An 18,743-nucleotide genomic window follows, 5' to 3' on the forward strand; every position below is an offset into this window, starting at 1 on the left:
AATGGTGCGAGGTGCCAGTGCCGGCCGAGCCGTAGTTGAACTTGCCCGGGCTCTTGCGCACCAGCTCCAGGAAGCCCTTGAGATCGGTCACCGGCATGTTCTTCGGGTTGACCACCAGCACCTGCGGCCCGCTGGCCACCATCAGGAGGGGAATCAGGTCTTTTTCCAGATCGTAGTCAAGGCGCGGGTACATCGCCGGGGCAATGGTGTGGTGCACCGCGCCCATGAACAGGTTGTAGCCATCCGCTGCCGCCTTGGCCGCGACACCGGCGCCCACGGTGCCACCGGCGCCGCCACGGTTTTCGATCACCAGCTGGCGCCCCGTCTGCTTGGCAAACTGCGCCGCCAAAGGGCGAGCGTAGGTGTCGGTGCCACCCCCCGGAGGGAACGGAACGATCATGTTCACCGGCTTGGTGGGCCAGCTGCTGGCACCTTGCGCGTACACCCCCTGCCCGAGAGGCAGCGAGAGCGCGGCAGCACCTGACGCTTGAAGCAGGGTGCGACGGTTCAATTGAAGGGTCATGGGTCTGTCTCCTGGGCGGGTTTCTTATGGGCGAACGGCGTGAGGATAGCTGAAAGGCCCTAGCCCCTCGGCAGCGGGTCGGCACGCCGCCCAGCCCAAATCCAGAGCAACACGCCGCCCACCATCATGGGGACGCAAAGCCACTGCCCCATGGACAGCCCCAGGGCCAGCAGACCCAGATAGGCGTCCGGCTCGCGGAAGTACTCGGCGACGAACCGCATCAGGCCGTAGCCGCCCAGGAAGACGGCCGCTACCTGGCCCTCAGCCCGCCGCCGGCGGGCATAGAACCACAGCAGGACAAAGAGCAGCACGCCCTCCAGAAGGAACTGGTAGATCTGCGAGGGGTGGCGCGGCAGCATCGACCCGCTTTGCGGGAACACCATGGCCCAAGGCAGTGAGGGGTCGGCCACCCGCCCCCAAAGCTCGCCGTTGATGAAGTTGCCTACACGGCCAGAGGCCAGACCCAAAGGGACGCAAGGCGCGATCAGGTCCATCACCTGCCAGAACGGGCGCCCTCGCGAACGGGCGAACCACCACTGTGAGGCGATGACCCCCAGCATGCCCCCGTGAAAACTCATGCCGCCCTGCCAGACGGCCAATATCTCCAGCGGGTGGCTGGCAAACCAGGCCGGCTTGTAAAACAGCGCATACCCCAGCCGGCCGCCAACAACCACGCCCAGGACACCGAAGAACAACATGTCCTCGATGTCACGGGTATGCCACAGGCCCTCGGCGCGCAGGCCGGCGTAGGGTGGGTGGCGCAGGCGCATGCGGGCCAGCAGCAGGAACAGACCGAAGGCCACCAGATAGGTCAGGCCGTACCAGTGAAGGGCCAGGGGGCCGATCTGCAGGGCTACCGGGTCGATTTGGGGGAAGGTGAGCATGGCCACCATTTTGCCTCGGGTCTAGACAAGACCTGAGTCATAAAATATTCTTTGAATTCCTTTGTATTCAATTGGGGAACATGTGCACGAAGCCAGCAAATCCATCTTCAGCCGCCTCGCAGACAGCCGCTACGCAACTCGGTACTTCGTTGGCGAGGGCATCGACATCGGCGCCGGCGACGACCCCCTGGCCCTGTACAAGGAACTCTTTCCCCTGATGAAGTCCTGCCAAGCTTGGGACCGCGACGATGGTGATGCGCAGATGATGGAGGGCGTGCCCGACGCCAGCGTGGACTTCGTCCATTCCGCGCACTGCCTGGAGCATCTGGTCGACCCGCGCGAAGGCCTAGCCAACTGGTTACGCATCCTGCGGCCCGGTGGCCACATGGTGTGCATCGTCCCAGACGAAGACCTCTACGAGCAAGGCGTCTTTCCGTCCACCTTCAACGAGGACCACCGCCACACCTTCACCATCAACAAGCGCGCCTCATGGAGCCCGGTCAGCATCAACCTGCTGGACCTGCTGTCCGGAACAAAATCCGAGATCGCCATCCTCAAGATCGCGCTGCTGGATGCCACCTACCGCTACCGGCTGGCGCAGATCCCAGGCAGGCCGCGCCTGGACCAGACCCTCACGCCCATCGGCGAATGCGGCATCGAGTTCATCGTCCGCAAGCTGGCCTAGGGCCGGCTCGCCGACCTGGGCGGCGTGCGCCGCGCTGGCAGCAGCGAGCCCGCGCTCAGTCCTGCAACAGCGACAAGTCGCGCACGGCGCCCTTGTCGGCCGACATCACCAGCTTGGCATAGGCCTTCAGCGCCGCCGACACCTTGCGCGGGCGCGGCTTGGCGGGCTTCCAGCCCTTGGCGTCCTGCTCCTGGCGGCGGCGCGCCAGTTCATCGTCGGACAGCAGCACGTCGATCGTGCGCTTGGGAATGTCAATCCGGATACGGTCACCGTTTCGCACAAGGCCGATGGCACCGCCCGCCGCCGCCTCGGGCGAGCAGTGGCCGATGGACAGGCCCGAGGTGCCGCCAGAGAAGCGACCATCGGTGAGCAGCGCGCAGGCCTTGCCCAGGCCCTTGGACTTGATGTAGCTCGTGGGGTAGAGCATTTCCTGCATGCCGGGGCCGCCCTTGGGGCCCTCATAGCGCACGACCACCACGTCGCCGGCCTTCACCTTGTCGGCCAAGATGTCCTCGACCGCCTCGTCCTGCGACTCGGTGACGTAGGCGTTGCCCTCGAAGACCAAGATGCTCTCGTCCACGCCAGCGGTCTTCACCACGCAGCCGTCGACGGCGATATTGCCGGTGAGAACCGCCAGGCCGCCCTCCTTCGAATATGCGTTCTCGTAAGAGCGAATGCAACCCTCGGCCCGGTCTAGGTCGAGGCTGGGCCAACGGGTGCTCTGGCTGAACGCGACCTGGGTCGGAATGCCAGCCGGGCCGGCCCGGTAAAAGGTCTGGACCGCCTCGTCGGGGCTCAGGGTGATGTCCCACTTCGCCAGGGCCTCACCCATGGTGGGCGAGTGCACCGTCGGCGTGTCGGTGTGCAGCTTGCCGGCGCGCGCGAGCTCGCCCAGGATGGCCATGATGCCGCCGGCGCGGTGCACATCTTCAATGTGGTACTTGTTGGTGTTGGGGGCTACCTTGCATAGCTGCGGCACGTCCCGCGAGAGGCGGTCGATGTCGGCCATGGTGAAGTCGATCTCGGCTTCCTGGGCAATGGCCAGCAAGTGCAAGATGGTGTTAGTGGAGCCGCCCATCGCGATGTCCAGGGCCACCGCGTTCTCAAACGCCTTGAAGCCCACCGAGCGGGGCAAAACGCGCATGTCGTCCTGCTCGTAGTGCTGCTGGCACAGCTCAACGATGCGGCGGCCGGCGCGCTTGAACAACTGCTCACGGTCCGAATGGGTGGCCACGACCGTGCCGTTGCCTGGCAAGGCGAGGCCCAGGGCCTCGGCCAAGCAGTTCATCGAGTTGGCGGTGAACATGCCCGAGCAAGACCCGCAGGTCGGGCAGGCCGAGCGCTCAACCTCGGCAACGTCGGCGTCGGAGTAGGCGGCGTCAGCGGCGATCACCATCGCATCGACCAGGTCGAGCTTTTTGAATTCGATGGTCTTGGTGACCGGGTTGGCCAGGCGGGTCTTGCCCGCTTCCATCGGCCCGCCGGAGACGAAGACCACCGGGATGTTGAGGCGCATGGCGGCCATGAGCATGCCAGGGGTGATCTTGTCGCAGTTGGAAATGCACACCATGGCGTCAGCGCAGTGGGCGTTGACCATGTACTCCACCGAGTCCGCGATGATTTCGCGGCTGGGAAGGGAGTACAGCATGCCGTCGTGGCCCATGGCGATGCCGTCGTCAACCGCGATGGTGTTGAACTCTTTGGCCACGCCGCCAGCGGCCTCGATCTCGCGGGCCACCAGCTGCCCCAGGTCTTTCAGGTGCACATGGCCGGGCACGAACTGGGTGAAGGAGTTGACCACCGCGATGATCGGCTTGGAAAAGTCATCGTCTTTCATGCCGGTGGCGCGCCACAAGGCGCGGGCACCCGCCATGTTGCGGCCGGCGGTGGTGGTCTTGGAACGGTAAATGGGCATGGTGTCGTCCGAAGGGGTCGCGAAATTGGAGCCCGCATTATCCGACAGCCCCGGCTGGCGCCATCGCAAGCCCCAGGGCAAGCCCGGAAATGAAAAACCCGCCTCACGGCGGGTCTTCTCTCGGATGCCGCCTGCCGGCAGGTCTGCTCTTTAGAGCTTCTCGGCCAACTGGTCGAGGATGGCTGGATTCTGCCGTCACATCACATCGCCTGCGGCGATATGAGTGCCGTCAAACCCCAACTGCCCGCTGCGCGGCCCCGTCCTGCGGCCGGCCCGGATCAATTGCGTTCCGCAAGTTGATCCAGGATGCCGGGGTTTTCTAGCGTACTGGTGTCCTGCGTGATCGCTTCGCCCTTGGCAATCGAGCGCAGCAAACGCCGCATGATCTTGCCCGAGCGGGTCTTGGGCAGGTTGTCGCCGAAACGGATGTCCTTGGGCTTGGCGATCGGACCGATTTCCTTGGCGACCCAATTGCGCAGTTCGTTGGCAATTTGCTTGGCTTCTTCGCCCACAGGGCGGCTGCGCTTCAAGACCACGAAGGCGCAGATCGCCTCGCCGGTCAGGTCGTCGGGACGGCCCACCACAGCGGCTTCGGCTACGAGGTCGGTCTTGGACACCAGGGCCGATTCGATCTCCATCGTGCCCATACGGTGGCCCGAGACGTTGAGCACGTCGTCAATGCGGCCGGTGATGCGGAAGTAGCCGCGGTCGGTACTGCGCACGGCGCCGTCACCGGCGAGGTAGTAACCCTTGAGCTCCTCCGGGAAGTAGGACTTTTTGAAGCGCTCAGGGTCGTTCCAGATGGTGCGGATCATCGACGGCCAGGGGCGCTTGACGACCAGAATGCCGCCAGAACCATGGGCCATGTCGTTGCCGGCTTCATCAACGATGGCGGCTGCAATACCCGGCAGCGGCAGCGTGCACGAGCCCGGCACCAGCGTGGTGGCATAGGGCAGCGGCGTGATCATGTGGCCGCCGGTCTCGGTTTGCCAGAAGGTGTCGACGATGGGGCAACGCTCGCCGCCGATATTGCGGTGGTACCACATCCAGGCTTCGGGGTTGATCGGCTCGCCGACGCTGCCCAGGATGCGCAAGGTAGAGAGGTCCCAGTTCTTCGGGTGCACCTTCTCGTCGGAATCGGCGGCCTTGATCAGCGAACGGATCGCGGTCGGAGCGGTGTAGAAGATAGAGACCTTGTGCGACTCGATCATCCGCCAGAAGCGACCCGCATTGGGGAAGGTGGGCACGCCTTCGAACACCACCTGGGTGGCGCCGGCGGCCAGCGGGCCGTAGGCCACATAGGTGTGTCCGGTGATCCAGCCAATGTCGGCGGTGCACCAGAAGATGTCGCTCGGCTTGATGTCGAACGTCCACTGCATGGTGAGGTTGGCCCACAGGACGTAACCGCCAGTCGAATGCTGCACGCCCTTGGGCTTGCCGGTCGAACCCGAGGTGTAGAGGATGAACAGCGGGTGCTCGGCGCCCACTGGCACAGGCGTGCACTCGCTGGACTGGCCGGCCAGCACCTCTTCGAAGCTCATGTCCCGGCCCGCCACCATATTGACCGGAGTCTTGGTGCGGTTGTAGACAAGGACGGTTTTGAGCGTATCGCATCCGCCATAGCCAATGGCCTCGTCGACGATGGTCTTGAGGGGCAGTTCCTTGCCACCACGCATCTGGCAGTTGGCGGTGATCACCGCCACCGCGCCGGCGTCGATGATGCGCTCTTGCAGGGCCTTGGCAGAAAAGCCGCCGAACACCACCGAGTGGGTGGCGCCAATCCGCGCGCAGGCCTGCATGGCCACCACACCTTCGATGGTCATGGGCATGTAGATCACGACCCGGTCACCCTTTTGGATGCCCTGGGCCTTGAGCGCATTGGCGAACTGGCTCACGCGGGCCAGCAGTTCCTTGTAGGTGACCTGGGTGACCGCGCCGTCGTCGGCTTCGAAAATGATGGCCGCCTTGTTCTCGACCGGCGTACCCATGTGCTTGTCCAGGCAGTTGTGCGAGGCGTTGAGCTCGCCATCGTCGAACCACTTGTAGAAGGGGGCGTTGGACTCGTCCAGGGTGCGGGTAAACAGCTTGTCCCAGACCACGTTGTCACGGGCCAACTGGGCCCAAAAGCCTGCGAAGTCCTTTTCAGCCGCCTGGCACATCGCCTCGTAGGCCGCCATACCGCTGATGCGGGCACCGCTGACTGCGGCGGCGGGCGGGGGGAAGACCCGGTTTTCGACCAGGACCGACTCGATGGCGCTCATTACATGTCTCCGTTGTGATGTCGAACGGGTCCGAACTGTCAACCCGGGGTCTTACAATGTACTGACTTTTTTGCGCCCCACTGCTGATCCGGATAAGGGCCCGCGGCACCCCGGCAGGGTGGGCGAACGGCCCCTGTGGATCGCTGGGCCATGCCTAAAATAGCAACTGCGCGACCCCAAGAATTGCGACCGCCTTGACTGGCTTGACCGGATCGCTCCCACCGCCCCGCCCTCACCGCCCTCACCGCCCCCACATGCAACAGAAGAAAACTTCCCTTGGCCCCTTACCGTCCGTGATTTTTGCAAGCCGTTGGCTGCAACTTCCGCTGTACATCGGGCTGATCGCCGCGCAGGCGGTCTACGTCTTTCATTTCTGGGTCGAGCTGGTGCACTTGCTGGAGGCCGCCTTCGGCAACAAGGAGGCGCTGCAATTGCTTGTCACCAGCATTGGCTACAAGTCAGATGCGCCGCTCACCTCGCTCAACGAGACGGTGATCATGCTGGTGGTCTTGGCCCTGATCGACGTGGTCATGATCTCCAACCTGCTGATCATGGTCATCATCGGCGGCTACGAAACCTTCGTTTCACGCATGAATCTTGAGGGCCACCCCGACCAGCCCGAATGGCTCAGCCATGTCAACGCCTCGGTCCTGAAGGTCAAGCTGGCAACCGCCATCATCGGCATCAGCTCGATCCATCTGCTCAAGACCTTCATCAATGCTGGCAACTACAGCGACAAGGTGCTGATCGCGCAGACCGTGATTCATGTCACCTTCCTGCTGTCGGCCATGGCCATTGCCTACACCGACCGGCTGATGTCGGCCTCGCATCAAGACGACACGCACTGAGCCACAGGCGCCCAAGGATCTCGCCGGCCTCAGACCATGCGCGCCGGCTGTACCCAGGTGTCGAACTCCTGCGGGCTGAGGTACCCCAGCGCCAGGGCCGCCTCGCGCAGGCTACTGCCTTCTGCATGCGCCTTCTGTGCGATCTCGGCGGCACGGTCATAGCCCAGGTGAGGGCTGAGCGCGGTCACCAGCATCAGGGAACGTGACACGAGCTCGGCGAGCCGCTGCCGGTCGGGCTCCAGGCTCCGCACGCAGTGCAGGTCGAGGCTCACCATCCCATCGCCGAGCAGGCGAATGCTTTGCAAAACGGACTGGATCACCAGCGGCTGGCCAGTGTTCAGCTCGAAATTGCTGCCCGCCGCCCCTGCCAGGCCAACCGCCAAGTCGTTGGCCATGACCTGCCAGCAGATCATCAGGACCGCCTCGCACTGAGTCGGGTTCACCTTGCCCGGCATGATGGACGAGCCCGGTTCGTTCTCCGGCAGCCGCAACTCGCCCAGGCCGCAACGCGGGCCGCTGGCCATCCAGCGAATGTCATTGGCGATCTTGGCCAGCGCAACGGCCAGCCCCCTGAGCGCGGCATGCGCCTGCACCAGCGCATCGACTGTCGCCAGGGCCTCGAACTTGTTGGGAGCGCTGCCGAGGGGAAAGCCGCTGTCCTGGGCCAGCTGGGAGGCCATCTGCTCGCCGAAGCCAGGCGGCGCGTTCAGGCCGGTACCCACCGCGGTGCCGCCGATGGCCAGCTCACGCAGGTGCGGAAGGCTGGCCTGCAGGTGGCGGAGGGCGTGATCGAGCTGGGCGACGTAGCCAGAGAACTCCTGACCCAAGGTCAGCGGTGTGGCGTCCTGCAGATGGGTGCGGCCTATCTTGACCAGCTGCCGCCACGCCCAAGCCTGCGCCGCTAGAGAGGTCCGCAGCTGGTGCAGGGCCGGGAGTAACCGGCGATGCAGGCCCTCGAGCGCCGCGATGTGCAGGGCGCTGGGGATCACGTCGTTGGACGATTGGCTCTTGTTCACATGGTCGTTTGGGTGAACCAGCCGTCCGAGCCCGCGACCGCCACCGAGCAGCTCGCTGGCCCGGTTGGCGAGTACCTCGTTCATGTTCATATGGGTCTGGGTGGCCGAGCCGGTCTGCCAAACGGCCAGCGGAAACTCCTCCCAGTGGCGGCCGGCAATCACCTCGTCGGCCGCCGCCATGATCGCGTCGGCCACCCGATGTTCCAAGCCGCCGGTGCGCCGGTGCACCTGCGCCGCAGCACGCTTGACCCGGGCCAATGCGGTCAGAAACTCAGGCGGCATGCGCTCACTCGAAATCGCGAAATGCGCCAGCGCACGCTGGGTCTGCGCGCCCCACAGGCGCGCTTGCGGCACGCGGACGCGCCCGAGACTGTCCGCTTCTTCCCGCGTGCCCTCTGCTTGGATCTCCAATTCGGCCATGGCAACTCCAAAAACACAGGGCATACACCTGCCATGGATTTACCGCAAACTCATCGATATGCCCAATTAACCCGGCGGGTCGATATTTATTAGATAATGCGGCCACTTCCGGAAAACATCCCTTCCAAATAGCCATTTCGGCTGGGTTGAATTTCAGGAAGAACCATTGCAAAAAATCTCTAGTTGCGAACCTCATCCTCTATCTAGGTCTACAAATAAGGAAAAAAGATGAACATCGAAAACATCGACCTCGACAAAATCGATCTCGCCACTCTCAAGAAACTGGCCGACAGCGCCAGTGAGAAATTCCAGAAGCGTAAGCAAAACGAGCTCAAGGACATGGTCGCGCGCTGGCTGTCCGAGGCGGCTTCCGTGGGCTACAGCAGCAGCGACGTGATGGCCGAACTCCGTGGCGGCCGCTCCGCTGGCGGCGCGAAGCGCGGCCGGGCACCCCGCGCCGACAAGGGCGCCACCGCCGCCCCGAAGTACCGTGGCCCTAACGGCGAACTGTGGAGCGGCCGTGGCCAAGCACCTAAGTGGATGAAGCCCCTGCTGGCCACCGGCAAGAAGAAAGAGGATTTCCTCATTTCCAAGGCCTGAGCGAAGTTGAAAAGTCCGGCCTAACCTTGCCGGACACCTTCGGGCAGCGTGTTTGGCCCCGGATAGGCATTCCCCCTCCACCCAGCTGAGCAGACATCGTTTGCGCATGACATTGGGTTAAAGCGGGTGACGAGGTATGAAAACCCGCCGTGACGTTTGTTTCACGGCGGGTTTTCTTTTGAACAAGCTGAAACAGCCCGGCACCACCACAGCAAGACATCGCAAATCGGGTGACCGGGTGGCAGGGCAGATCAGGGCAGATTAGCCACGCCCACCCATGCAGATATTGCGCCGAGTATTTATCAAGCTGAATAGCATCTTGGGGTGGGTGCAGCGCTGGCTCACTTGGTGAGCCAGCGGCACCCCGGTGCGTCGCATCGCAGGTGTTCGGACGCAGTAGCAGCAGCGGCTGCGCGACGCCGACGGGTCCTCGCGGCTGAGATAATTGCGAAGCTTCACCCACACACAGCCCCATGACCACCCGCATCCAGCAAGCCGACCTGATCGAATCCGTCGCCGCAGCGCTTCAGTACATCAGCTACTACCACCCCGCCGACTACATCGCCCACCTGGCCCGCGCCTACCAGTGTGAGCAAAGCCCCGCCGCCAAGGACGCGATCGCCCAGATCCTGACCAACAGCAAGATGAGCGCAACGGGCCACCGCCCGATCTGCCAGGACACCGGCATCGTCAACGTCTTCATCAAGATTGGCATGGACGTGCGACTCGAGGGCTTCACCGGCAGCCTCGACGACGCCATCAACGAGGGCGTGCGTCGCGGCTACAACCACCCGGACAACATGCTGCGCGCCAGCGTGGTGGCCGACCCGCAGTTCGCGCGCAAGAACACGCAAGACAACACGCCTGCGGTCATCTTCACCGAGCTGGTGCCCGGCGACAAGGTCGACGTGACCGTGGCCGCCAAGGGCGGCGGCAGCGAGAACAAGAGCAAGATGTACATGCTCAACCCGAGCGACAGCGTGGTCGACTGGGTGCTCAAGACCGTGCCCACAATGGGCGCCGGCTGGTGCCCGCCAGGCATGCTGGGCATCGGCATAGGCGGCACCGCCGAGAAGGCGGTGCTCATGGCCAAGGAGTCCCTGATGGACGACCTGGACATGTACCAGCTGCTCGAGAAATCGTCCAAGGGGGAGAAGATTTCACAGGTGGAGGCGCTGCGCCTGGAGCTGTACGAAAAGGTCAACGCCCTGGGCATCGGCGCGCAGGGCCTGGGCGGTTTGACCACGGTGCTCGATGTGAAGATCAAGATGTACCCGACGCATGCGGCCAGCAAACCGATCGCCATGATCCCCAACTGCGCCGCCACCCGACACGCCCACTTCGTGCTGGATGGCTCGGGGCCGGTCTACCTTGACCCGCCCAGCCTCGACCTGTGGCCCGATGTGCAGTGGACGCCCGACACCAAGAAGAGCAAGCGCGTCGACCTCAACGCGCTCACCCCGGCAGAAGTGGCCAGCTGGAAGCCGGGTGACACGCTGCTTCTCAACGGCAAGATGCTCACCGGTCGCGACGCTGCGCACAAGCGCATTCAGGACATGCTGGCCAAGGGCGAAAAGCTGCCGGTGGACTTCACCAACCGGGTGATCTACTACGTGGGCCCGGTGGACCCGGTGCGTGACGAGGCTGTGGGCCCAGCCGGCCCGACCACTTCCACTCGCATGGACGGCTTCACCGAAATGATGCTGGCCCAGACCGGCCTCATCGCCATGATTGGCAAGGCCGAGCGCGGGCCGGTGGCGATCGAAGCGATCAAGAAGCACAAGAGTGCCTACCTGATGGCCGTGGGCGGCGCCGCCTACCTGGTCTCCAAGGCGATCAAGCACGCGCAGGTGGTCGGCTTTGCCGATCTGGGCATGGAAGCCATCTACGAGTTCGACGTGGTCGATATGCCAGTCACGGTGGCCGTCGATTCCGGCGGCACCAGCGCGCACATCACCGGCCCGGCCGAGTGGAGCAAGCGCATCGCCACGGGCGAGTTCAAGAACATCGCGGTCACCACGGCCTGAGGCAGGACGGGGCCGTGAGCACCTCCCGCGCGGCGATACCCGCACAGCTTGGGACACCCATCGGTGTGTTCGACAGCGGCATCGGCGGGCTGAGCATCCTGCGCGCGCTGCGCGCGCTGATGCCGAACGAGGACTACGTCTACTACGCCGACACCGCGTACGCCCCCTACGGCGAGCGAGAAGAGGTCTTCGTGATGGAGCGGGCCCAGGCGCTCACACGCGAGTTGGTCGAGCGCCTTCACATCAAGGCGCTGGTGGTGGCCTGCAACACCGCCACGGCAGCCGCGATCGCCCAACTGCGTGCGCAATGGCCCGGCCTGACGATCGTCGGTGTCGAGCCGGCCCTCAAACCAGCGGCGGCGCTTTCCCGCACGAAGCGGGTCGGCGTGCTGGCCACGCGCGGGACGCTGTCGAGCGAAAAATTCTCGCTACTCAAAGCCTCGCTGGAGGGCCAGGGCCAAGGCCAAGCCGATTTCGTGCTCCAGCCCTGCGACGGTTTGGCCGCGGCCATCGAGGCCGGTGACAGCCGGCGTAGCGACGCCCTGTTGGCGCAATACATCGGCGCACTGGGGCCCCTGGGCTGGCACGAGGGCCAAATCGACACCCTGGTACTGGGCTGCACCCACTACGCCTTCGCCATGGACGCGGTGCAGCGAATCGCTGGCCCTCAGGTGCGCGTGCTTGAAACCGGCGAGCCGGTGGCGCGACACACGCAGCGGCTCCTGGGCGATGCGGGCCTGCTGCAGCCCCGTGCGGATGGAGGGGCGATGCACCTGCGGTGCTCCGGCTCTCCAGCCATGCTGGAGGCCTTGCGGGCTGCGACAAAGCGCTGGATCCCCTGAGGTCGGAAAGATCGCTCGGGCAACTGGAGGCACAACCGGACGGGGCTGCCTCTTTCCGTTTTGCTTATTCTTCGGCTGCGTCGGCAGAGTGCTCGGCCACACGCAGGATGCAGGCAACGATGGGTCAGTGCATGTCTCTGATCGCAGCCTCACGCCCGCGCACCACGTCGACCTTCCAAAGCAAAATGAGCCCGGCCAGGAATAAGACGGTGGTCGACAGGATGGCCACCCGCTGGTTGCCACCTGTCATCCAGGTGATGGCGCCGTAGCTCAGGGGGCCAATGATGGACGCGAGCCGAATCGCCACCGTCCACAGACCGAAGAACTCGCCCAGTTGCTTGGGCGGGGCCAAGAGGCCGGCCATAGCGCGTCCGGCCGACTGGCTCGAGCCCATGCAAATTCCGGCGATCGTCGCCGCCCACCAGAAGTCGCCCTTGGTGGTGGACAACGCCGCGATCACGCAGGCCGCCACCCAAGCCACGAGGGTCAGGCCCAGGGCCAGCTTGTGCCCGATGCGGTCTTGCAGGTGGCCCCAGGCCAGGGCGCCGGCCATGGCCGCGGCGTTGAGCGCAAAAATCAGCACCATGGTCTCTTGCGGCTGGAAGCCGATCACCTGCTCGGCGTAGATCGCCGCCAGCGAAATGGCCACTGCCACACCGCCCTGGTAGCAGACGGCGCAAGCCATGAGCCACATGAAGTCGCGGTAGCGGCGTGCCTGGGCGAAGGTGCGCCGCAATTGTTGCCAGGAGGCCCGCAAGCCCTGCGGCTCGGCCGCAGGGGCGCGGGGCTGGGCGTGCTCCTTGAGCAAGGCGAAGGTCACCAGGGCGGGCAGGCCATACATCACCGCGGTCACAAGCATGGTCACCGGCACGAACTGGCTGGCTGGAATTCCCTGCCCCTGGGCCCACAGCACATAGGCCAGGCAGATGCCCAGTGTGAGCATGCCGCCCAGGTAGCCCAGACCCCAGCCCCAGCCGCTGACACGGCCCATGGCCTGCGGCCGCGCCAGCTCGGGCAGAAAAGCGGCGGTGATCGACTCACCCCAGGAATAGAAGGTGTTGGACACCACGATGAGGACCAGCGCCAGAGCCACCGTGCCCGGCCCCACCAAGGACAAGGCGGCGGTGCTCAGTACGCAGCCGGCCGTGACGACCATCAGTAGCCGCTTCTTGGCGGCGCGCATGTCGGCCCAGGCGCCCAGGGTGGGCATGGTCAGCATGACCAGGGCATATGAGACACTGAGCGCCGCGGTCCAGGCAAAGGTGGCCCAGGGCGCCTTGTCGGCCACGCCGCCCACGAAGTAGGCCGCAAACACTGCGGTGATGACCACCGTGGTGTAGCCCGAGTTGGCGAAGTCGTACATCGCCCAGCCGAGCACCTCGCGCTTGCGCACGCCAGGGTTGAGGGCGGAGGTAGTGTCCATCAGTGCAGATGTCGCGGCCGGCGGCCACCGCCATGGCCGCCCCCACCCCCACCGCCGCCGCCGCCTGAGCCGCGCGGGGGCTTGCCCAACTCCAGTGAGCTGACCAAGGCGTCAAAGCGCTGGTTGAACAGCTTGTCGATCTCGGCCACCACGCCGCCAAGTTCGGCTCCGTCAAAGTGGCGCTCCATCAGGTGCACCACGTCCTCGACGAGCAGGTCGCGCTGAACCTGCATGATGGCCGCAGGCGTGGGGCCCACGAAGACCATGAGGTAGTCGTCGCGCGCTTCTTCCTCGGGCTGGGCTTCTTCCTCGTCGAAATCGGTGTCGTAGAAAGAGACCTCCAGCGCCGCGCCCTGCTCGGCCAGTTCGTTGAGACCCATGCACATTTCGTCAACGGCCTGCCGGAAGTCTTGGTCACCCGGAACCGTCCAGCACAGGGTCAGAAGGTGCTGGGGGGCGTCGAAGCGAATGCCTGGCTCCTCCTCGTAGGCGCTCTCGGCGGCGTCGGCGAGCGACCGGGCGCCGGCGTACTGCCACAAGGGCTTGAGCGCCTCCTGCAGCTGCGCGTAGCTCACGTCTGCGCGCAGCGGCACTTCGCCGTGCAGGTGAATCTCGAAGGGAGCGTTAAATTGCGACATGTTGGGTCGGCCGCCATGAACGGACGGAAAACTGCGGACCGGAAACTGCACCACCGGCGAGGCTCTGGCACACCGTCGGGCCATGCTGGTGCCCCGGGCCGGACTTGAACCGGCACGCCGCCTTTCAGCAAGCGGCGGATTTTAAGTCCGCTGTGTCTACCGATTTCACCACCGGGGCGACAAACCCTATTGTGCCTCGCTTGGCACCGCGCACGGACACCTGCCGCTGCCAGCAGCCAGGGCAAGGCCCTGATCAGGCCCGCAGGGCCAAGATGTAGAGGGAAACAATCAGGCCGTGACCGACCATCCATACCAGCGAGCGCAGGCTGGCGCGGTCGGCGAGGTAACAGGCGATGTAGGCCAGCCGCACGATCACGAAGGCACTGGCGATCTGGTCGACCCAAAAGCCATCCACGCCCGCATGCCAGGCTGCCAGAACACCGGCGGCGAAGAAGGGAAAGGCCTCCAGGCTGTTGCTCTGCGCTGCATCGGCGCGCGCACGCCAGCCGGTCAGGCCACGGAACCACTCGCGCGGGTGGTGGTTGTCGTACTCGCTGAGCCTGGACTTGGCGATACCGGCGCAAAGAATGGGCAAGAGACCGGCCACCAGGACCATGAAAAGGGACAGCTTCATCTGGAACTCCTCAGTACACAGGGAAAGAGGGAGGAGTATGGCCCAAGGCCTCGGCCTGATCCGCGGGGGGCCCCAATGCAAAAAGGGAGTCCTGATGGACTCCCTTTTGCTGAAATTGGAGCGGGAAACGAGACTCGAACTCGCGACCTCAACCTTGGCAAGGTTGCGCTCTACCAACTGAGCTATTCCCGCGGAATCCAAAATTGTACCCGATCAAAAACCGCTTCCTGGCGCTGCGCAGGGTCATGGCGCGGTGGGCATTTTGGCGCCTGCCCGGCGAGCCACTAGGGTTTGTCTGGACCCGCCTGCCCGGGAGGGCTGACGGGCGAGAACGACTCATCAGTACACTGGTGTATTGCCCCCCCACCCGAACGACCGGACCCGCATGGAAAGACCCTGGATTCAGAGCTACCCGCCCGGCGTGCCGGCGGACATCCCGGTGGACGATCTCGTCTCCATTGGAGACTACTTTCTGGAAGCTGTCGCGCGCTACCCCCATCGGCATGCGTTCATCAGCGGCACCACCGCGGCGACAATGGACTATGCCGAGCTCGAGGGGCTGACCCGCGACCTCGCAGCCTGGTTCCAGAAGGAGATCGCCCTGCCCCCTGGCAGCCGGGTCGCACTGATGATGCCCAACCTGCTGCAGTACCCGGTCTGCCTGTTCGCGCTGCTGCGGGCCGGTTACGTGGTGGTCAATGTGAACCCGATGTACACCCCGCGTGAGCTCGCCCACCAGCTCAAGGACAGCGGCGCCACAGCGATGGTGGTGGTGGACTTGTTTGCCCATGTGCTGGAACAGGTCATTGCCAGCACCCCGGTACGGCACGTGGTGGTGACCGGACTGGCCGACATGCTGCCCGCCTGGAAGCGCCACCTCGCCCACTTCGTGATCCGCCGGCTGCGCAAGATGGTTCGGCCTTACAAGCTGCCGGGCCATGTGGGCCTGCGCCAGGCTCTGCAGCGTGGCAGCCCGCACACCCTCGACCCGGTGCCTGTGCGGCCGAATGATGTGGCGTTTCTTCAGTACACCGGCGGCACCACCGGCGTTTCCAAGGGCGCAATGCTCACCCACCGCAACATCCTGGCCAATGCCCGCCAGGGCAAGGTCTGGAGCGACCCTTTCCTCGAGCCCGAAGAGGCCTTGGTGAGCATCACTGCCATACCGCTCTACCACGTGTTCGCCCTCGGCAGCTGCCTGTCCTTCATCGGAATGGGCGGCACCAATGTGCTGGTCTCCGACCCGCGCGACACCGCCGGGTTCATCAAGGTGCTGGCCCGGTACCGGTTCACGGGCATGCCAGCGGTCAACACACTGTTCAACGACCTAACCTTGCATCCCGACTTCGCCCGACTCGATTTCAGCCGGTTGCGCTTTGCCATTGGCGGCGGCGCAGCCATTCAGCAGGCGGTGGCGCAGCGCTGGCAGCAGCTGACCGGCAAGCCACTGGTCGAGGGCTACGGGCTGACCGAGTGTTCGCCCACCGTGACCTGCAATCCGCTGGACCTCTGCGCACACAACGGCTCCATCGGCCTGCCCATGCCCTCGACCGAGGTCTCGATCCGGGACGAGGCGGGCCAGCCTCTGCCTTTGGGGCAAGCGGGCGAGTTGTGCGTGCGTGGGCCGCAGGTGATGGCCGGTTACTGGCAGAGGCCGCAGGACACCGCGAGGGTGATGACGGACGATGGCTTTTTGCGCACCGGCGACGTGGCGGTGATGGACGAGCGCGGCTTCATCCGCATCGTGGACCGCCTGAAGGACATGATTTTGGTGTCCGGCTTCAACGTCTACCCCAATGAGGTCGAGGAGGTGGCCATGCTGCACCCCGGTGTACGTGAGGCGGCGGCCGTCGGCGTGCCGCATCCGCACTCGGGAGAACGGGTGAAACTTTTCGTTGCCCGCACCGACCCTGCCCTCCAGGCGGCGGAACTCATCGCGCACTGCCGACGCAACCTGACCGGATACAAGGTGCCATCGGAGGTAGAGTTCCTTCCAGAGCTTCCCAAGAGCCCGGTCGGCAAGATCTTGCGGCGCGAGCTGCGCGAGGGAGTCATCTCGCAGGACGCCTGAGGCAGTGGGCCGGCCGACCGGATTCACGCAGGAGGGGCGTGACAATTCAAGACACCAGGGGTTCGCGCACAGTGCGGGCCCATGACAAACAAGAAATGAAACTTAAACGTATCCTGTTGTGGACGGCTCTGACCCTGGCGGTCCTGGGCGGGCTCGCCTACGCCAACCGCATGACGATCCTGCAGTACTCCCTGGGCTGGTACACCGACATCGTCAACCCGCGCGGCCCTTATCAGCCAACGTCTTGGCAGGCGGGCCCTGCGGAGCCGGGGCAGCCGGCGGGAAAGCGCCCCCCCAACATCATCGTGATCCTGGCCGACGACCTGGGGATCAACGACCTGAGCATGAACGGCGGCCACAATGGCATCACCACGCCGAACATCGACGCCCTGGCCAAGGCTGGCGCCAGTTTCGACAATGGCTATGCCGGCAGCGCGGTCTGCACCGTCTCGCGCGCCGCCCTGATCACCGGTCGTTACCCCTGGCGCTTCGGCGTTGAGTTCACCCCCACCCCGGGCGCGATGGCCCGGGTGGCGGTCAAGTTGTACGACAGCGACCCGCCGGCCCTCATTGACCAGCGCTTAGCCAGCCAGGCCAAGCCCCTCAACGACCTGGGAATGCCAGGGTCGGAGGTCACCCTGGCCGAGCGCCTCAAGCCCCAGGGTTATCACAACGTCCACATCGGCAAATGGCACTTGGGCAGCACGCCCGAAATGCGCCCCAACGCCCAGGGCTTTGACGAAACCATCTTCATGGAAAGTGGGCTGTACCTGCCCAAGAAACATCCAGACTCAGTCAACGCCTACCTAGACTTCGACCCGATCGACCGCTTTCTTTGGCCCAACATGCGCTTTGGGGTGAGCTACAACGGCGGCAAGTGGTTCGAGCCCAACAAGTACCTCACCGACTACTTCACCGACGAGGCGGTCAACGCGATCCGTGCCAACCGGAACCGGCCCTTCTTCATGTACCTGGCCCACTGGGGCGTGCACACGCCGCTGCAAGCCACGAAGGCCGATTACGACGCGATGGCGCACATCCCTGACCACCGCCGCCGGGTCTACGGCGCCATGGTGCGCTCGGTGGACCGCAGCGTGGGTCGGGTCATGCAGGCCCTGCGCGAGGAAGGTCTGGACCGCGACACCCTGGTCATTTTCAGCAGCGACAACGGTGCGCCGGGCTACACCGGCATCCCCGACACGAACCGTCCCTACCGGGGCTGGAAGTTGTCCTTCTTTGAGGGTGGCATCCGGGTGCCGTTCATCGCGCACTGGCCGGCGCGCATCACCGCCGGCACACGCCATCAGGCGCCAGCGCACCACACCGACATCGTGCCGACTGCCATGGCAGCGGCCGGCCTGACTCCGCCCAGTGCGCCCGCGGTGGATGGCGTTGACCTGCTGGCGCAGCTGAAAAACCCCAAGCCGCCCGGGCGGCCCCTGTTCTGGCGCGATGGTGAATACCGCGCGATGCAGGAAGACGGCTGGAAGCTCATTTCCGCCAGCCGGCCGCGCAAGGACTTCCTTTTCAACCTGGCCCAAGATCCGACCGAGCGCCGCAACCTGGCGCAGGAGCAGCCGCAACGACTGGCCGATTTGAAGGCCCGCCTCGCCCAGCATCACCAGGGCATGCCCGCGCCAATATGGCCATCGTTCATCGAGGTCCCGATCTTCATCGACAAGACCCTAGAGCAGCCCCGCACGCGGGATGATGAACATGTCTTCTGGATCAACTGAGCACCGGCGCAGGCGGACGGTCGCACGGGTCCTGGGGGGCGCCGCGGCTCTGGCCTGCGGGCTCGTCGTGGCCGTGGCGGTAGCCGCAGGCTGGCTGCCCGGCTGGCGAGACTGGGGCCTGCCCGGCACCGGTCCCAAGCTCGGCGAGCATGGGATGACGGGCAAGAACAACACCAATGCCTCACGCATCGCCTGCGCCCTGCCGCCTCTGGCCGCCCAG

The 18,743-nt window shown here is 64.9% G+C and carries 16 protein-coding genes and 2 tRNA genes; 8 read left to right on the forward strand and 10 right to left on the reverse strand.

Features of this window, described 5'->3' with window-relative positions:
• On the reverse strand, positions 1-523 hold a 523-nt coding region (locus QE494_RS04655), incomplete at its 3' end, for a tripartite tricarboxylate transporter substrate binding protein (RefSeq protein ID WP_300041745.1).
• A gap of 59 nt (positions 524-582) precedes the next feature.
• Positions 583-1,407, reverse strand: coding sequence for a prolipoprotein diacylglyceryl transferase (gene lgt, locus QE494_RS04660; RefSeq protein WP_300041746.1), 825 nt, complete (start codon positions 1,405-1,407; stop codon positions 583-585).
• A gap of 82 nt (positions 1,408-1,489) precedes the next feature.
• Here lgt and QE494_RS04665 point away from each other — a divergent pair, with 82 nt between their 5' ends.
• Positions 1,490-2,092: a class I SAM-dependent methyltransferase gene (locus QE494_RS04665; RefSeq protein ID WP_300041747.1), complete on the forward strand. Its 603-nt coding sequence runs from the start codon at positions 1,490-1,492 to the stop codon at positions 2,090-2,092.
• 55 nt (positions 2,093-2,147) lie between these two features.
• Here QE494_RS04665 and ilvD read toward each other — a convergent pair whose 3' ends face one another.
• A complete protein-coding gene (gene ilvD, locus QE494_RS04670) occupies positions 2,148-4,007 on the reverse strand; it encodes a dihydroxy-acid dehydratase (RefSeq protein WP_300041748.1) in 1,860 nt (619 codons plus the stop codon).
• A 278-nt stretch (positions 4,008-4,285) separates the two neighbouring features.
• A complete protein-coding gene (acs, locus tag QE494_RS04675) occupies positions 4,286-6,268 on the reverse strand; it encodes an acetate--CoA ligase (protein ID WP_300041749.1) in 1,983 nt (660 codons plus the stop codon).
• Positions 6,269-6,522: 254 nt separating this feature from the next.
• Between acs and QE494_RS04680 the strand changes: the two genes are divergently transcribed.
• Complete coding sequence (locus QE494_RS04680; RefSeq protein WP_300041750.1) at positions 6,523-7,116, forward strand: TIGR00645 family protein; 594 nt, start codon at positions 6,523-6,525, stop codon at positions 7,114-7,116.
• Positions 7,117-7,145: 29 nt separating this feature from the next.
• Here QE494_RS04680 and fumC read toward each other — a convergent pair whose 3' ends face one another.
• A complete protein-coding gene (gene fumC, locus QE494_RS04685; protein ID WP_300041751.1) occupies positions 7,146-8,552 on the reverse strand; it encodes a class II fumarate hydratase in 1,407 nt (468 codons plus the stop codon).
• Between the two features lie 228 nt (positions 8,553-8,780).
• Here fumC and QE494_RS04690 point away from each other — a divergent pair, with 228 nt between their 5' ends.
• From QE494_RS04690 to murI, 3 genes are all read left to right on the forward strand, one after another.
• A complete protein-coding gene (locus tag QE494_RS04690) occupies positions 8,781-9,152 on the forward strand; it encodes an H-NS histone family protein (RefSeq protein WP_300041752.1) in 372 nt (123 codons plus the stop codon).
• Between the two features lie 473 nt (positions 9,153-9,625).
• Positions 9,626-11,179 carry a fumarate hydratase gene (locus QE494_RS04695; protein ID WP_300041753.1) on the forward strand — a complete coding sequence of 518 codons (1,554 nt, stop codon included), beginning with the start codon at positions 9,626-9,628 and terminating at the stop codon, positions 11,177-11,179.
• 14 nt (positions 11,180-11,193) lie between these two features.
• Positions 11,194-12,021, forward strand: a complete 828-nt coding sequence (gene murI, locus QE494_RS04700; protein WP_300041754.1) for a glutamate racemase — start codon at positions 11,194-11,196, stop codon at positions 12,019-12,021.
• A 124-nt stretch (positions 12,022-12,145) separates the two neighbouring features.
• Here the strand turns inward: murI and QE494_RS04705 are convergent, their stop codons facing one another.
• From QE494_RS04705 to QE494_RS04725, 5 genes are all read right to left on the reverse strand, one after another.
• Positions 12,146-13,444 (reverse strand): MFS transporter, encoded by a 1,299-nt coding sequence (locus tag QE494_RS04705; protein ID WP_300041755.1) that lies wholly within the window; start codon positions 13,442-13,444, stop codon positions 12,146-12,148.
• A complete protein-coding gene (locus QE494_RS04710; protein WP_300041756.1) occupies positions 13,444-14,082 on the reverse strand; it encodes a DUF6806 family protein in 639 nt (212 codons plus the stop codon). Before QE494_RS04710 ends, QE494_RS04705 begins: the two co-directional genes overlap by 1 nt.
• An 86-nt stretch (positions 14,083-14,168) precedes the next feature.
• Positions 14,169-14,260, reverse strand: a tRNA-Leu gene (locus tag QE494_RS04715).
• Between the two features lie 75 nt (positions 14,261-14,335).
• Positions 14,336-14,716 carry an MAPEG family protein gene (locus QE494_RS04720; protein ID WP_300041757.1) on the reverse strand — a complete coding sequence of 127 codons (381 nt, stop codon included), beginning with the start codon at positions 14,714-14,716 and terminating at the stop codon, positions 14,336-14,338.
• Positions 14,717-14,832: 116 nt separating this feature from the next.
• Positions 14,833-14,908 (reverse strand) — tRNA-Gly (locus QE494_RS04725).
• A 193-nt stretch (positions 14,909-15,101) separates the two neighbouring features.
• Here QE494_RS04725 and QE494_RS04730 point away from each other — a divergent pair.
• The 3 genes from QE494_RS04730 to QE494_RS04740 form a co-directional block, all read left to right on the forward strand.
• On the forward strand, positions 15,102-16,787 hold the full coding sequence (locus QE494_RS04730; protein WP_300041758.1) for an AMP-binding protein: 1,686 nt from the start codon (positions 15,102-15,104) through the stop codon (positions 16,785-16,787).
• Positions 16,788-16,882: 95 nt separating this feature from the next.
• A complete protein-coding gene (locus QE494_RS04735; protein WP_300041759.1) occupies positions 16,883-18,523 on the forward strand; it encodes a sulfatase-like hydrolase/transferase in 1,641 nt (546 codons plus the stop codon).
• The coding region (locus tag QE494_RS04740; protein WP_300041760.1) for a hypothetical protein at positions 18,504-18,743 on the forward strand (240 nt) is incomplete at its 3' end. The genes QE494_RS04735 and QE494_RS04740, both read left to right, overlap by 20 nt.

Source organism: Ramlibacter sp. (assembly GCF_029866045.1).
Taxonomy (GTDB): Bacteria; Pseudomonadota; Gammaproteobacteria; order Burkholderiales; family Burkholderiaceae_C; genus Ramlibacter.

What these genes read in the sequence shown, in the direction of transcription:
- QE494_RS04680 (WP_300041750.1), top strand. Translation starts at nt 6,523, where the DNA reads ATGCAACAGAAGAAAACTTCCCTTGGCCCCTTACCGTCCGTGATTTTT.
- QE494_RS04710 (WP_300041756.1), bottom strand. Translation starts at nt 14,082, where the DNA reads ATGTCGCAATTTAACGCTCCCTTCGAGATTCACCTGCACGGCGAAGTG.
- fumC (WP_300041751.1), bottom strand. Translation starts at nt 8,552, where the DNA reads ATGGCCGAATTGGAGATCCAAGCAGAGGGCACGCGGGAAGAAGCGGAC.
- ilvD (WP_300041748.1), bottom strand. Translation starts at nt 4,007, where the DNA reads ATGCCCATTTACCGTTCCAAGACCACCACCGCCGGCCGCAACATGGCG.
- QE494_RS04695 (WP_300041753.1), top strand. Translation starts at nt 9,626, where the DNA reads ATGACCACCCGCATCCAGCAAGCCGACCTGATCGAATCCGTCGCCGCA.
- QE494_RS04690 (WP_300041752.1), top strand. Translation starts at nt 8,781, where the DNA reads ATGAACATCGAAAACATCGACCTCGACAAAATCGATCTCGCCACTCTC.
- lgt (WP_300041746.1), bottom strand. Translation starts at nt 1,407, where the DNA reads ATGCTCACCTTCCCCCAAATCGACCCGGTAGCCCTGCAGATCGGCCCC.
- acs (WP_300041749.1), bottom strand. Translation starts at nt 6,268, where the DNA reads ATGAGCGCCATCGAGTCGGTCCTGGTCGAAAACCGGGTCTTCCCCCCG.
- QE494_RS04705 (WP_300041755.1), bottom strand. Translation starts at nt 13,444, where the DNA reads ATGGACACTACCTCCGCCCTCAACCCTGGCGTGCGCAAGCGCGAGGTG.
- QE494_RS04735 (WP_300041759.1), top strand. Translation starts at nt 16,883, where the DNA reads ATGAAACTTAAACGTATCCTGTTGTGGACGGCTCTGACCCTGGCGGTC.
- QE494_RS04730 (WP_300041758.1), top strand. Translation starts at nt 15,102, where the DNA reads ATGGAAAGACCCTGGATTCAGAGCTACCCGCCCGGCGTGCCGGCGGAC.
- QE494_RS04720 (WP_300041757.1), bottom strand. Translation starts at nt 14,716, where the DNA reads ATGAAGCTGTCCCTTTTCATGGTCCTGGTGGCCGGTCTCTTGCCCATT.